We start from the raw sequence: 14,198 nt of genomic DNA on the forward strand, positions 1-14,198 counted from the left end.
GGAAGGACTGCGGCTGCCACTGCCAGGAACGAACTGGTCCCGGAACCGCGCGTTCGGGGACGAACGGAGAACCGCGATGACAGCAAGGTCCGCCGGGGCCCGGCGCCGCACCCGCATCGGCACCAGACTCCTCGCCACGGTCGCCGTGGGCGCGCTCACCATGGGAGCCGCACAGGAGAGCGCACCGGCGGACCCCGGCGCCCCGCCGCGCGACCGCTCGCCCTTCACCGGCGTGAGCGCCGATCAGGGCCCGGTGCTCGCGGTGAAGTTCGACAACGCGCGCATGGCACGGCCGCACACCGGTCTCGCGCAGGCGGACATCGTGTACGTGGAGAAGGTCGAGGGCGGCATGAGCCGGCTGATGGGGGTCTACTCCAGCCGGCTGCCGCAGTACGTCGGCCCGGTGCGCAGCGCCCGGGAGTCCGACGTCGAGCTGCTGCGGCAGTTCGGCCGCCCGGCCCTCGCCTACTCCGGAGTGCGCAGCTCGCTCAACAAGATGCTCAAGCGGTCCCCGCTGTACGTCCGCTCGCACGGCCGCCTCCCGGGCGCATACTTCCGCAGCGGCAGCCGCCCCGCCCCGCACAACCTCTTCGTCCGCCCCCGGTCCGTGCTGCGCTCGGCCCCGAAGGCCGACCACCCCACCGACATCGGCTTCCGCTTCGGCAGGGCCCCCGCGGGCGGCTCCCCCGCATCCGTGCGGACCGTCCGCTACGCGTCGGCGAGCCACACCTTCCGCTGGTCGCCCCAGGAGCGCCGCTGGCTCGCGTCCTTCGACGGGGCCCCGGCCCGCAGCACATCGGGGTCGCGCCTCGGCGCGAAGACGATCGTGATCCAGTACGTGGACATGCCCCCGTCGCGCTACAAGGACGTCAACGGCGCGGCGACCCCGTACATCAAGACGATCGGCAGCGGCAGGGCGACCGTCCTGCGGGGCGGCAAGGCGTACAAGACGCGCTGGAAGCGGTCGAGCGCCACGGGCGGCACGACCTTCACCCGCCCCAACGGGGAGCGGATGCCCTTCGCGCCCGGCCAGGTGTGGATGGTCTTCGCGGACCGCTGAGCGGGCGGACCAGCACAGGCGTCAGCCCGGTGACCGTGATCGGTCACCGGGCTGACGGGGTACTCCTCACGGAGCGTCAGGTGCTCAGCCGCGTACGGACTCCAGCTCCCGGTCCTGGTCGTCCTTGCGCGCCTCGGGGAAGTCGCCGAGCTGCCTGTGCAGCTTCTCGCCCTCCACGTCGACGTTCGGGAGCAGCCGGTCGAGCCACTTCGGCAGCCACCACGCCGACTTGCCCAGGAGGGCGAGCACGGCGGGGACGATCGCCATACGGACGACGAAGGCGTCGAAGAGGACGGCGATGGCCAGGCCGAAGCCCATCATCTTGATCATGTCGTCGTTCTCCATGATGAAGCCGGAGAAGACGCTGATCATGATGACCGCCGCCGCGGCGACGACCCGTCCGCCGTGCGTGAAGCCGGTGACGACGGCCTCGGCGGGGCGCGCCCCGTGGACGTACGCCTCACGCATGCGCGTCACGAGGAAGACCTCGTAGTCCATCGCGAGGCCGAAGACCACACCGATCATGAAGATCGGCATCATGCTCATGATCGGGCCGGGCTGCTCCACGCCGACGATGTCGGCGAGCCATCCCCACTGGAAGACCGCGACGACGGCGCCGAGCGCGGCGGCCACCGACAGGAGGAAGCCGAGCGCCGCCTTGAGCGGCACGAGCACCGAGCGGAAGACCAGCATCAGGAGCAGGAAGGCCAGGCCGACGACGAGTCCCAGGTAGGGCAGGAGCGCGTCGTCCAGGGTCTGCGAGAAGTCGATGGTCATGGCGGTCGCGCCGGTGACCAGGACCTCGGAGCCCGTCTTGTCCCCGAGACCGTCGACCGTCGAGCGGATCGTCTTGACGACGCCCTCGGTCTTGTGGTCGCTGGGTCCGGTCTTCGGTACGACGTTGAAGATCGCGGTGTCGTCGGACTTGTTGCCGTTGGCCGGGGTGACGGCGGCGACGCCGTCGATCTTGGCGATCTCCTTGCCGACGGTGTCGGCCGCGGCCGCGGCGCCCTTGTCCTTGTCGGTGTCGACGGTGACCATCAGCGGGCCGTTGAAGCCGGCGCCGAAGGACTCGGACAGCATGTCGTACGCCTTGCGCTGCGTGGTGTCCGGTGCCGACGTGCCCTCGTCGGGCAGGCCGAGCTCCAGGCTGGTGGCCGGTACGGCGACCACACCGAGGCCCACCACGGCGAGCAGCAGGACCGGGATCGGGCGGCGCAGCACGAAGCGAGCCCAGCGGGTGCCGAGCTTCGGCTTGGCGTTCGGGTCCCGCAGCTCGCTGGCGGGCTTCTTGCGGTCCTTGCGGCGCAGGACCTTCTTGCCCGCGAAGCCGAGCAGCGCGGGGATCATGGTGAGCGCGATGAGGACGGCTATCGCGACCGTGCCGGCCGCGGCCAGGCCCATCTTGGTGAGGATCGGGATGTTGACGATCGCCAGGCCGGAGAGAGCGACGATGACGGTGAGTCCGGCAAACACCACGGCGGAACCGGCGGTGCCGGTGGCGCGGCCCGCTGCCTCCTCCGGTTCACGGCCGTCGGTGATCTCCGCCCGGTAGCGGGAGACGATGAAGAGGGCGTAGTCGATGCCGACGGCGAGGCCGATCATCATCGCGAGCGTCGACGTGGTGCCGGAGAGGTCCAGGAGGCTGCCGAGGGCCGCGATGCCCGAGACACCGATGCCCACGCCGATGATGGCGGTCAGGAGCGGCATGCCCGCGGCGACCATCGAGCCGAACGTGATGATCAGGACGACCGCGGAGACCGCGATGCCGATGAGCTCGGCCGTGCCGCCCATCTCCTGCTCGGCCATGACGGCGTCGCCGCCGGTCTCGACGGTGAAGCCCGTCTTACGGGCGTCGTCGGTGGTCTTGGTCAGCGCGTCGCGCGCCTTGTCGGTGAGTTCCTGGGCGTTGACCTTGTACGTGACGGACGCGTACGCGGTGGTGCCGTCCTTGCTGACGGCGTTGGCCTTGAAGGGGTCGGCGACCTCGGCGACCTGCGGGCCGGTGCCCAGGTTCTTGACCAGCTTCTCGACGTCGGCCTTGGGGCCGGACTGCGTCAGCTTCTCGCCCTCGGGGGCGCGGATGACGACACGGGCGGTGGCGCCCTCGGCGCTGGCCGCCGGGAACTTCTCGTCGAGGAGGTCGAAGGCCTTCTGTGATTCCGTCCCCGGCATGGAGAAGGAGTCCTCGGGCGGTGCGGGTGCGGCCGACGCGGAGAAGCCGACGCCGGCCAGCAGCACCACCCACATCAGTGCCACATAGCGGCGTCGCCGGAAGGCGAGGCGGCCCAGTTTGTAGAGGAACGTAGCCACGGCGAAGGGGCTCCCGTCGGTGTCGGCAGGCAGGGTGACTCCCCCGCGGCACGATCAGCGCACGTCAGGGCGGTCAGCAGGTTTCCTCTCAATAGTCCAGGCCCTGACAGGGCCGGAAGTCAGACTCAGAGCCGGACTATCGGCCCACGGGCGCTGTAGTGCCGTGCACCCTGGGTCATCCTCGGGGAGGAGGGGTGGTCAGGTTGTGTAGGACCCACACTGGACGCCTGATCGCCGGAGGATTCGCCTCCGTACCGTGGGACACCTCTTCACCACGCAACAACTCGCCCTCATAACACCCCAATAGGAGCGATAAGGTGTCGAGTCAGCTCTCAGATACTTGTCATCACCATCCAGGAGAACCTTCGTGACTCTTGCCATCGCGCCGTCTGAAGCCGCCGACTCGCCCGACGCCACCCCGGTGGACGACACCTCGGTGGACGGCACCTCGGTGGACGCCACCTCCGCCGAGCCGTCGGACGGCCTCGCGGCGGTCCCCTCGGGCGACGTGCCCGAGCCGGTGGCCCGGGACGCCCGCGACTTCGGTGCCTACGCACGGACCGGCGGCTGGACCTTCGCCCTGAAGGTGGCGCGCAGCGTGCGCCCCGGCGGACAGGGTGCCGACGAGACGCCGAAGGTCTCGGCGAAGGAGTTCAGCGATCTTGCCGGCTGCTCCGCCGAGCGCGTCATGCGCTACTACAAAGCGTGGGACAAGGCCGCTGACGACGGCCTTGTACCCCACTTCGAGGCGCTCACGCCCGGCGAGGACATCGAACTTCCCGACTCCGACGTCTGGTTGACGTACTACGCGTCCCGCTCCAGCGCCCTCTCCCCGCGCGGCACCGCGATCACGGAGGCCGCCGAGGCCGAGGGCATCCGCCCCACCAAGGCCCTGGAGGTCGCCGAGAACCCCACCGCACTGCGGGCCGCGATCCTCGCCGACCCCGGGACCGCGGAGGCGGCGCGGCGCGCGCTGATGGACCGGCTCGAGGAGGACCCGGCGCTGCGCACCGAGATGGTGCGCGACATCGTCCGGGCCGACGACCTCAAGAAGGCGGTCGCGGCCGAGGCCAAGGCGGGCGACCGCGTCGACTACGTCCGGCAGATCGTCGACAAGGGTCAGGTCAAGACGCCGGCGGGCCAGCTGATCGACGCGCCCGCCGAGCTGAAGGAGGAGGCCGAGCGCCACCTGTCCCTCATCGACGAACTGGAGGAGGGCGAGGACTCCGGCGAGTGGGCCCGCGAGGCGTACGACACCGTGAAGGACCTGGTCGCCCAGACCGTCCAGAGCGACCCGCAGCTGCGGGTGCAGGAGCGCCGCGCGAAGTTCTACAGCAGCCTGCAGAAGGCGACGAAGGTCTTCGAGGAGCTGACCTTCGACGACGCCGAGGTCGACGACATCTACGAGGACGACATGCTGCTGCGCCTTGAGGAGCTGCAGAAGTCGATCGCCGCGTGCATCACGGCCCTGCAGGCGGCGACCGCGGGCACCGCCGCACCGGCCGCACCTGCCGGGGACACCGACTGACGACTGCGGAACCCGACCCTCCCCGTACATCCCGATGATGACCATGGCCTCCCCCGTAGCCCTGGAGTCGTACGGAATGACCCATACGCGGAGGGATTCGCCGCACCCCGCCCCGCTCGTAGCTTCTTGATCAACGTACGGAGACCGGCGTACGGAGTTGATCGAGAGGTCATGGATCTATGCACGGCAAGGCATTCGCGCCTGAATACCAAGGCGAGTTGGGCACGGCACTCGGGGTGAACTCCTCCTACGAGGAGGTGCTGACAGCGGCCGACCGCGCCCTCTCCCAGGCGGACACCGCACTGGAGAGGGCGCGCGCCGCTCTCGCCCTGGCCGAGGCCAACCGGCGGCTCGGGCAGGTGGACGACGCGGGCGCCGCCTGGCGCCAGAGCTACCGCAGCGCACGCGTCGCGGGGGACGAAGGGGCCATGGCCTGGGCCCTGTGGAGCGGCGGCACGCTCGCCCGCCAGTGCGGACAACTGCGGCTCGCCCGAAGGCTCTTGACCTGGGGGGTCGCGCTGGCCGCCGACAGCGGTGAACGGCTCGCGCACGGCTACGCACTCGCCGGGCTCGCCGAGACGGGACGCATCCAGGGGGACTACGCGGCGGTGGCCGCGCTCCACGAGCAGCTGCTCGAACAGGGCCGGGCGCACGGCGAGGCGCGGCATATGGTGTGGGCGATGTCCGGCATCGCCCAGATGCGGCGGAACACCGGGGACTACACCGAGGCGCTCGAACTCTTCGAGGAGTGCGTCAGGATCGCGGCCGAGGCGCAGGACGCGCGGGGGCGCGCCTGGTCGCTGCGCGGGGTCGCCGACGTCCTCTCGCTGCGGGGCGAGACGGAGCGGGCGCTCGCGCTGCTCTCGGAGGCGGAGGTCATCTGCCGGTCCATGGATCTGGCGAGCGCGCTGGCGTACAACCACAAGATGCGCGGCAATGTCCTGTTCCGGCACGGGAGTTACGAAGCGGCACGCGAGATGTACGCGGTCGCCCTGGAGGAGTTCGACGTCATGCGGGAGCCGCGCGGCGTGGCGCTCGCCCGGCTCGGCCTGGTCAAGTCGCGTGCCCGCCTCGGCCGCGACCGGAGCGAGACGCTGGCCGAACTGGCCGAGCTCGAAGGGGACTTCGCCCGCATCGGGCTGCGTCACGCGCGGGAGACGGCCGTCGCCTTCCGGGAGGAGATGACCGCGGGGCTGAGGGTGGCGTGACGCGGGGCGTCACACGGCGGGCGGGGTGGGCGTGATGCGGATGCCCACCGTCCCGGTCGCGCCGCGCCGGAGCTTGCTGCCCAGCAGGGTGAGGCGGCCGACCAGACCGTACTTGCGCTTGATGAGGGTGCGGTAGCGCTCCGTCGTCTCCGGGTCGCAGATCTCGGCGGTGGCGGGGACCGACTCGCCGGTCGGGTTGCCCCGCAGGTCGCAGGGGCCGATCAGGACGTCGGCGCGGTTGCGGATCCGCTTGACCTTCCAGGAGTCCGTGACCGTCCAGATGCCGAGCGCGGAGCCGTCCTCGACGACCCAGACGGGGCTCGGCACCCCGTTGCCGTTCTTGCGGAAACTGGTGACCAGCAGGTACTTCCCTGCGCCGAGCCCCGCCTGCGCTACCTCGTCCACGTGTCCGCTCCAACCCGTTGTTTGACTCAGATTCAAACAGCCTATGGTGCGGATGTTACGCGCGATGAGATTCGCTGGCCGAGGGCCGCGGGCCGACGCCTCCCGCAGGGAACAGGCGTGCCTCCGGGGCCCGGACTGATCCGGGCCCCGGAGGCATGGGTCATGCGATGCTCAGGCGCCCCACGTGCCCTGGTTGACGGCGCAGTTCCAGCCGTTGCCGTGGACCTTGAACTTCACCTTGTAGGACCTGGTGTTCAGCAGGCGCGTCTTGACCCTGACCCCGAGGCTGGCCTTGCCCTTGAGGCTCTTGTCGTAGACGGAGATGGTCTTCGAGGTCTTGTGCGTGACCTTGCCGCCCTTCGCCTTCGCCGTGCCGAAGCGGACGTTCTTGACGTTGCTGACGGTGAAGGTGACCTTCTTGAAGCTCTTCGTGCTCTTGTTCTTGAGGCCGAAGTACAGGCCGTCGCCCTTCACCCACCCACCCGGGCCGATGTAGAACCGGGAGGTGTAGACGATGTCGATCGGGCAGCCGGCGCTCTGCGCCGATGCGGCCGACGCCTTCGGTGCCTTGGGTGCGTCCGCCGCGGACGCGGATCCGGCCAGGCCGAGCTGAGCGGCCGTGAGTGCCCCCGCCGTGGCCAGGACTGCGGCGGTCGTGCGTGCGTGGTTCATCAGGCTGTTGCCTTTCCCCCTGCGGCCCTCTCGGGCCCAACTGTCGAAATACTGCGATGCAGGCGCACAAGGCGGTCTGCGTCCCTGTGCCGCCCGTATTTTTAGCAGGCGGACGGACATCAGGGGACATCAGGTTGTCCGAGCGCACAGCACCGTGACAGAAGCCGGACAATCGCTCAGCGGTCCGCCCTCACATCGGCGGGGGCGCCGGGGCGGGTCCCAGTGTCGTCGTGCCCGGCGTGGACCGGTGGGCGAGGCCGGTGCGGTAGGCGTCCAGGGCGGCCTCCGTCCGTCCGGTGCGCCGGAGCAGATCACCGAGGAGGCGGCACAGGTCGGCCACGTCCCCGCTCACGCCCGCGCGTTCGAGCAGCGGCAGTGCGGCGCGGTAGTGCTCCTCTGCGGCCTCCGTGTCACCGCACTCCTCCGCGATGAGGCCGAGCAGCCGGTGCGCGGCGCCCACATGCACCGCGCCGCGTCCGGCCCGCAGAGCCGGAACGTCCTTGGACTCCGCGGGTTCCGTGCCGGTGGCCAGCAGCGGCCTCAGCAGCGCCTCCACTTCACGGACCTTGCCACGCCGCCGCAGCACGTCCGCCAGTTCCACCTCGACCTGCTCGGCGTAGAGAGCAGCCCGCTTGGCGGTGAGCATGTCGTGTGCGGTGCGCAGTTCGCTCTCGGCGCGTTCCAGGTCGCCGTCCTGGGCGTGCACATAGCCGCGCATCCAGTGGCAGTGGGCGAGTTCGGTGCGGATGTGCAGCTGCTGGTAGAGGTCCTGGGCCTTGGCGAGCGATGCGTCGGCCTCGGCGATGCGGCCCTGCGCGATGAGGGTGCGGGCCACCCCGCGGTGCATCCCGGCGAGCAGGGCCGGATCGTCCACGCGCGGCGCGAGCGCGAGGGCCAGTTCGGCGGCGTGCGCGGCGCGTTCCTGTGCGCCCATGTCCATGTACGGGGCGATGGACGCCGAGTAGAGGAGGAGCAGCGCGTCGGGGTCGTGCAGGCCTGACGCGTTGAGCTGGTCTAGAGCGGTCTCCAACAGGTGGCAGGCGTAGCGGAGTTCACCCGTGAGGCGGTGGGCGTTGGCGCGGCCGCGGATGGCGGGGACGCGGCGCGGCAGCGGCTCGTCGGCGAGCAGCCGCTCCACCGAGCCGAAGCACTCGTGCGCGTCGTCGAGGTCGCCGGACTCCAGGAGGCACTCGCCGAGACCGAGGAGCGCGGTGGCCTGCTCCCCCGGCAGCGCGTGCTCGACGGCTTCGTCGCGCAGGGTGCGGAAGAGGGCGGCAGCATCCTCGGGAGCCCCGGTGGCCAGGACGTGCCGCGCGTCGGTCAGGCGCAGGCGCAGCTCCGCGGCGAGCCGGGCAGGCCGTCCCGTCACGAGCTCCTCGGGGGTGACGCCGAGTCGCTCGGCCAGGTGCCTGAGGGCGGCCTCGGAGGGTCTCACCTTGCCCGACTCCAGCGTGGAGACGTAGGCGGGCGTGTACGCGGGCTCCGCCAACTGCCGCTGGGTGAGCCCGAGTTCCGTACGCAGGCGCAGGACGCGACGCCCGATCGCCCCGGGCCCGTCGAGCCGCACACCCCCAGATCCGCTCTCCGTCATCTCTCCCTCTCCGTTTCCGACCCAAGCCCATCAGCACCTGACGCAGGGGCATTTGGGAGGAGGCGACGCGAACTCACCATTCCCGCAGCCACCTTGCGCCCCAGGCATTGCCCGACTTCCCGACAGCCCCTACATTGAACCGCGCCTTAACCTCCCTTAACCCCCCACTTACGTCGCGGACTTGCCGATCCCGAGTCCGCGCAGATCCCGGGAGATCTTCCATGCGTCGCAGACACTCATCCGGCATATCTCACATATCCCGCAAGCGTCTCGCCATCGCCACCGGTGTCGCCCTGGCCGCCGCGCTCGCCCTCACCGCGCCGGTCGCCGCGGACCAGGGACAGGACAGCAGCGCCGCTGCCGCCCACGGCACCGGCCAGGTCGAGGTCGAGTACTTCGCGGGGCCCGGCGGCCACCCCCGCCACACCCAGGTCCCCGCCTCCGCCCCCCTCACCACGAAGGAGCGGTCCACGATCAAGGGCGACGGCGACGTCCTGCCGATCGTGGAGGCCGGAGCGAGCGACACCAAGGTCGACGTCGTCTTCATCGGTGACGGCTACACCGCCGCCCAGCAGGAGGACTTCCACGCCGACGTGCGCACCAAGTGGAAGGAGATGGCTGCCGTCGAGCCGTACGCCGAGTACGAGGACCTCTTCAACGTCTGGGCCGTCGACGCGCATTCGCAGGACTCCGGCGTCTCGGGCGACCCGACGAGCGACGTCCGCAGGAACACCGCCCTGGACTCGGCGTTCTTCTGCGACGGCATCGAGCGGCTGCTGTGCGTCGACACCAACAAGGTCGAGGCGTACGCCAGCAAGGCCGCCGACCCCGACCTCGTCATCGTGCTCGGCAACTCCACCAAGTACGGCGGCGCGGGCTACAACGCCATCACATCGCCCTCCGGGTACGACGGCATCGGCACCGCGTCCTCCGACCACCCCGACTCCGACCAGGTCGCCGTCCACGAGACCGGCCACTCGTTCGGCAAGCTCGCCGACGAGTACTGGTACGACGAAAGCACCTATTCCGGCCCCGAGCCCGGCGAGTCCAACCTCACCAAGCTCAGCGCCGAAGAGATGGCCGCGCAGAAGACGAAGTGGCACCAGTGGCTCGGTCAGGAGTCGCCTGACGGCGGCACGGTCGGCGCGTACGAGGGCGGCGGCTACCACGGGCACGGCCTCAACCGCCCCACCGAGGACTCGATCATGCGCACGCTGGGCCGCGAGTTCAACCTGCCCGGACGCGAGGCGATGATCGCGGGCTTCCACCAGCACGCGCCCGTCCTCAGCGGTGTCACCCCCACCGACCGGCAGGTGCGCGGCTCCGAGCGGATACGCGTCGAGGCGTCCTCCCACGCACGGGTGCGCTGGTTCGTCGACGGCCGCGAGGCACCCCAGGCCAGGGACGCGAGCAGCGTGACCCCCGCCGCGCTCGGGGTGCCGGCCGACGGCCGCGCCCACACCGTCACGGCACGCGCCACCGACCCGAGCAAGTCGGTGCGCGCCCCGGAACAGCGCAAGCACCTGACCGGCTCGCTGAGCTGGCAGGTCACTCGCTGATGTGCCGTACGCCATGACCGGGACGGGAGCCGGGGCACGCTCTCCGCTGAGGGCACCCCGGCCCCGTTCCGCCGGGCCCTGACCAGGGATACTCCGGCCATGACCACACATGCGAAGCAGCCGCGCAAGGCCGTGCCGGCTGTCCCGGGATGGGTGCTGCGGGCCGCCGAGCAGACCGACCTCGAGGCCATGGTCGAGTTGCGCGCGAGGGTGATGCGCCCGGATCTGGAGCGGCTCGGCCGGTTCGACGAGCATCGGGTGCGCCAGAGACTGCGGGATGCGTTCGCTCCCGGGCACACCTCGGTCGTCGTCGCCGACGGCTCCTTCGCGGGCTGCGTCGCCCTGCGCCCGGCCGAGGACGGGCAGTGGCTCGAGCACTTCTACCTCGATCCGGCGCTCCAGGGCCGGGGCCTGGGTTCGGCCGTGCTGCGCGGGCTGCTCGACCGGACCGATGCCGACGGCGACCTCGTCCGCCTGAACGTCCTCCAGGGCAGCGCGGCCCAACGCCTTTACGAGCGCCACGGTTTCAGAGTCGAGCACGAGGACCCGGTCGACGTCTTCATGGTGCGAAGGCCGGGCTGACCGGGCGGGTGCGTGTCAGGACTTCTTCGTGGCCCCACCCCACTTCGGGCGGGAAATTGGCCCGCACTCGCGACCTGTAAATGGCCCATGGACCGGACCATTTGGCTGGCTAGCCTCTTCTCATCAGCGAAGATACGGCCCAACGGCCGCCTGGTCAGGGAGCGTTGTGCCGATCCAGATCCTGCCGCCGGCCGGAGCGCCACGCGTGCTCGCCGCCGCCCAGCTGAGCAACTCACTGGGCGACGGCGCCTACTACGTGACCTCGGCCCTGTACTTCACCCGCGTCGTCGGCCTCTCCCCCACGCAGATCGGGCTCGCGCTCACGGTCACCTGGGCCATCGGCTCCGTCACGGGCGTGCCGCTGGGCGCGCTCGCCGACCGGAAGGGTCCGCGCGGCACCGCGGTACTGCTCGCCCTGGCCACCAGCGCGTCGGTCGCCTCCTTCCTTCTCATCCGCTCCTTCGTCCCCTTCCTCCTCGCGGCCTGTCTGTACGCCGTCGCCCAGTGCGGGCTCGCCGCGGCACGGCAGGCGCTGCTCGCGGGGCTGGTGACGCCCGCGGCACGTACGGGCGTCCTGGCCCATCTCCAGTCGACGCTCAACGCCGGACTCGCCGTCGGTGCCGCGCTCGGCGGCCTTGCCCTGCACCACGACTCGCGCGGGGCGTATCTGGCGGTCTTCGCGCTGGACGCGGTCAGCTTCCTGCTCTGCGCACTCGTACTGCTCCGGCTGCCCGCGGTGCCGCGGTCCATGGCTCGCGGGAAGGGGGAGCCGCGCCTCGCGGTGCTCCGCGACCGGCCGTACGCCGTCATCACCGCGCTCATCGCGGTCCTGCTGCTGCGGATGCCGCTGCTGAGCCTCGCGATTCCGCTGTGGGTGGTGGACCGGACGGACGCGCCGAGCTGGCTGGTCTCGGCGCTCTTCGTCCTCAACACCCTTGCGGTGATGGCCTTCCAGGTCCGCATGGCGCGTGATGTCGGCGGACCGCGCACGGCCACGCGTGCGGTGCGGCACTCCGGTCTCATCATGCTCGCCTCGTGCGCCGTCTTCGCCTTGTCCGCCGCGGGGCTTCCGGTGTGGGCGACGGTGGCTGTCCTGGTGGCGGGGGCGCTGCTCCAGGTCATCGCGGAGATGCAGCAGTCCGCCGGCTCCTGGCAGATCAGCTTCGACCTGGCGCCCGAGCACCAAGTGGGCCAGTACCAGGGCTTCTTCGGCACCGGAGTCCCCGTCGCCCGCACCCTCGGCCCGCTCCTGCTCACCTCGCTCCTGGTGGTGTGGGGCGTGCCCGGCTGGCTGCTCCTCGGCGGGATCTTCCTCGCGGCGGGCCTTGCGATGGGGCCCGCGGTGCGGTGGGCGGAGCGCTCACGGACGGGCGCGGAGGCGGGGGTCCCGATCACAGGGCCACCGGATCGAGCGTCAACGCAGGGTTGACGCCCGCTCCACTGTCAACCTACCGTTGACACATGACGCAGCCCGCTCAGCCCACACAGCCCGTCCGTCTCGACGATCTGATCCAGGCCATCAAGAAGGCCCACCCCGAAGCCCTCGACCAGCTCTCCGACGCCGTGATCGCCGCCGATCACCTCGGCGACATCGCCGACCACTTGATCGGCCACTTCGTGGACCAGGCGCGCCGCTCGGGCGCCTCCTGGACGGACATCGGCAAGAGCATGGGGGTCACCCGGCAGGCGGCCCAGAAGCGGTTCGTGGCCAAGGACCCCGGCGAGATGTCGGACCTCGACCCCCGGCAGGGCTTCAGCCGGTTCACCCTCCGGGCGAAGAACGTGGTCATGGCCTCGCAGGAGGAGGCCCGCGCGGCGGGCAACGACGAGATCGGCCCCGGCCATCTGACGCTCGCCCTCCTGACCGAGCCGGACGCGCTCGCCGCGAAGGCCCTTGTCGCGCAGGGGAGTTCGCTCGACGCGATCCGCGAGCGCGTCACCGAGGCGCTGCCGCCCGCGGTCGGCGAGGTGCCCGACCTGATCCCGTACGACGCCGGGGCGAAGAAGGTCCTCGAGCTCACCTACCGGGAGGCGCTGCGGCTCGGTCACAACTACATCGGGACCGAGCACATCCTGCTCTCCCTCCTGGAGGCGGAGGGCGGCACGGGCACGCTCGCCGGGCTCGGCGTCGACAAGGCGGCCGCCGAAGCGAACATCACCGAGGCACTGGAGGCGGTCCGCGCCTCCCTCAACGAGGGGTGACGGAGCCAGAGTCGGCCGCGGGATCACCCTTCCCCGCCTCCCGCCCCGCGGCCGCGCGCACCCGCGCCGCCTCCCGGACGGCCGCCGCGTTCGCCTTGCCCTGCCGGGACCCCGCGAGCTTCGCCCTGATGTGGTCGCGCACGAGGATCGGTTCATAGGCGAGTTCGTCGGCCGCGTCGAGGTGGCTCGGCAGCGTGGAGATGACCGCGTCGACGTTCCCGTCGTGGAAGTACGCGGCGGACCGGCGCCGGACGATGCCGCCGTCCACGATCGGCGGCTTGACGCGGTGCAGGGTGGACATCCAGCGGTCGTTGGTGAGCCGGGCGGTGAGGTCGCCGAGGTTGACCAGGAGCGCGCCGTCGACAGGCGCCACGTCGTGCCAGGCTCCGTCGGTGCCGAGCACCTGCAGCCCGGCGACCTGGTCCGCCCACAACACCGTGACCAGACCGAAGTCGGTGTGCTCCCCCATCCCCGTCAGGTCACCGTCCAGGGTCACGGTTCCTTCCGGCAGGGCGTAGTGGTTCATGCGCAGTACGTCGATGGAGTGGTCGGTCAGCGACTCGAAGAAGTCGGCGGGCTGCCCCAGGGCGTCCGCGAAGATGCGGGTCAGGGTGCGTGCCACTTGGCCCGCCCGGGTGAAGTAGCCGAGCACGGCCGCTTCGAAGCCGTCGACCTGCGCGGGCCAGACGTTGAGACCGTAGTCGTCCTCGGACAGGTCGAGTCCGGGGAACGAGCGGGCTTCGGTGCCGATGTTGAACGCCTCGAAGAAGTCGTTCATACGGGCGGCGGACTCCACGCCGAGGCTCAGACTGAGGGATTCACTCCTGGGCGGGCTGTAGCCGCGGTTCGCCCCGGTGACGCGGTAGCTCTTCTTCGTCTCCAGGGGCAGTCCGAAGAAGCCGTCCACGGCAGCGGCCAGATCGTCCAGCGTCACCTCGGGAATGCCGTGTCCGAGGATCTGGACGAAGCCGACTTCTGAGCAGGCTTCGTCCATCTCGCGGGCCACACGGGCGCGTTCGCCCGCCGTGCCGCCGGCGACGTACGGCGTGATGTCGATGACGGGAACCTGGAAGGGCAC

12 protein-coding genes are annotated in these 14,198 nt (G+C 70.8%); 7 read left to right on the plus strand and 5 right to left on the minus strand.

Going from position 1 to position 14,198, the window contains the following annotated elements; translation table 11 throughout:
• Positions 1 to 76: 76 nt before the first annotated feature.
• Positions 77 to 1,060, plus strand: coding sequence for a DUF3048 domain-containing protein (locus M4V62_RS03665; RefSeq protein ID WP_249585746.1), 984 nt, complete (start codon positions 77 to 79; stop codon positions 1,058 to 1,060).
• An 84-nt stretch (positions 1,061 to 1,144) separates the two neighbouring features.
• Here the strand turns inward: M4V62_RS03665 and M4V62_RS03670 are convergent, their stop codons facing one another.
• Entirely contained in the window at positions 1,145 to 3,373 is a 2,229-nt protein-coding gene (locus M4V62_RS03670; protein WP_249585747.1) for an MMPL family transporter, read from the minus strand.
• A gap of 367 nt (positions 3,374 to 3,740) precedes the next feature.
• Between M4V62_RS03670 and M4V62_RS03675 the strand changes: the two genes are divergently transcribed.
• Both M4V62_RS03675 and M4V62_RS03680 read left to right on the plus strand, forming a co-directional pair.
• Positions 3,741 to 4,901, plus strand: coding sequence for a hypothetical protein (locus M4V62_RS03675; protein ID WP_249585748.1), 1,161 nt, complete (start codon positions 3,741 to 3,743; stop codon positions 4,899 to 4,901).
• A 179-nt stretch (positions 4,902 to 5,080) separates the two neighbouring features.
• On the plus strand, positions 5,081 to 6,109 hold the full coding sequence (locus M4V62_RS03680) for a tetratricopeptide repeat protein (protein ID WP_249585749.1): 1,029 nt from the start codon (positions 5,081 to 5,083) through the stop codon (positions 6,107 to 6,109).
• A 9-nt stretch (positions 6,110 to 6,118) separates the two neighbouring features.
• Here M4V62_RS03680 and M4V62_RS03685 read toward each other — a convergent pair whose 3' ends face one another.
• The 3 genes from M4V62_RS03685 to M4V62_RS03695 form a co-directional block, all read right to left on the minus strand.
• Entirely contained in the window at positions 6,119 to 6,514 is a 396-nt protein-coding gene (locus tag M4V62_RS03685) for a PPOX class F420-dependent oxidoreductase (RefSeq protein WP_249585750.1), read from the minus strand.
• 171 nt (positions 6,515 to 6,685) lie between these two features.
• On the minus strand, positions 6,686 to 7,186 hold the full coding sequence (locus M4V62_RS03690; protein ID WP_249585751.1) for a hypothetical protein: 501 nt from the start codon (positions 7,184 to 7,186) through the stop codon (positions 6,686 to 6,688).
• A gap of 190 nt (positions 7,187 to 7,376) precedes the next feature.
• A complete protein-coding gene (locus M4V62_RS03695) occupies positions 7,377 to 8,777 on the minus strand; it encodes a helix-turn-helix domain-containing protein (RefSeq protein ID WP_249585752.1) in 1,401 nt (466 codons plus the stop codon).
• Positions 8,778 to 8,998: 221 nt separating this feature from the next.
• On the opposite strand from M4V62_RS03695, the gene M4V62_RS03700 reads away from it, so the two are divergent.
• From M4V62_RS03700 to M4V62_RS03715, 4 genes are all read left to right on the plus strand, one after another.
• A complete protein-coding gene (locus M4V62_RS03700) occupies positions 8,999 to 10,336 on the plus strand; it encodes a M64 family metallopeptidase (RefSeq protein WP_249585753.1) in 1,338 nt (445 codons plus the stop codon).
• A 99-nt stretch (positions 10,337 to 10,435) separates the two neighbouring features.
• On the plus strand, positions 10,436 to 10,918 hold the full coding sequence (locus M4V62_RS03705; RefSeq protein WP_425574973.1) for a GNAT family N-acetyltransferase: 483 nt from the start codon (positions 10,436 to 10,438) through the stop codon (positions 10,916 to 10,918).
• Positions 10,919 to 11,084: 166 nt separating this feature from the next.
• Positions 11,085 to 12,347 carry an MFS transporter gene (locus tag M4V62_RS03710; protein WP_249585754.1) on the plus strand — a complete coding sequence of 421 codons (1,263 nt, stop codon included), beginning with the start codon at positions 11,085 to 11,087 and terminating at the stop codon, positions 12,345 to 12,347.
• A gap of 32 nt (positions 12,348 to 12,379) precedes the next feature.
• A complete protein-coding gene (locus tag M4V62_RS03715; protein ID WP_249585755.1) occupies positions 12,380 to 13,120 on the plus strand; it encodes a Clp protease N-terminal domain-containing protein in 741 nt (246 codons plus the stop codon).
• Here M4V62_RS03715 and M4V62_RS03720 read toward each other — a convergent pair.
• Positions 13,107 to 14,198, minus strand: coding sequence for an isopenicillin N synthase family dioxygenase (locus M4V62_RS03720; protein ID WP_249585756.1), 1,092 nt, complete (start codon positions 14,196 to 14,198; stop codon positions 13,107 to 13,109). The two genes, M4V62_RS03715 and M4V62_RS03720, sit on opposite strands and share 14 nt — an antisense overlap.

This window comes from Streptomyces durmitorensis (genome assembly GCF_023498005.1).
Classification (GTDB): Bacteria; Actinomycetota; Actinomycetes; order Streptomycetales; family Streptomycetaceae; genus Streptomyces; species Streptomyces durmitorensis.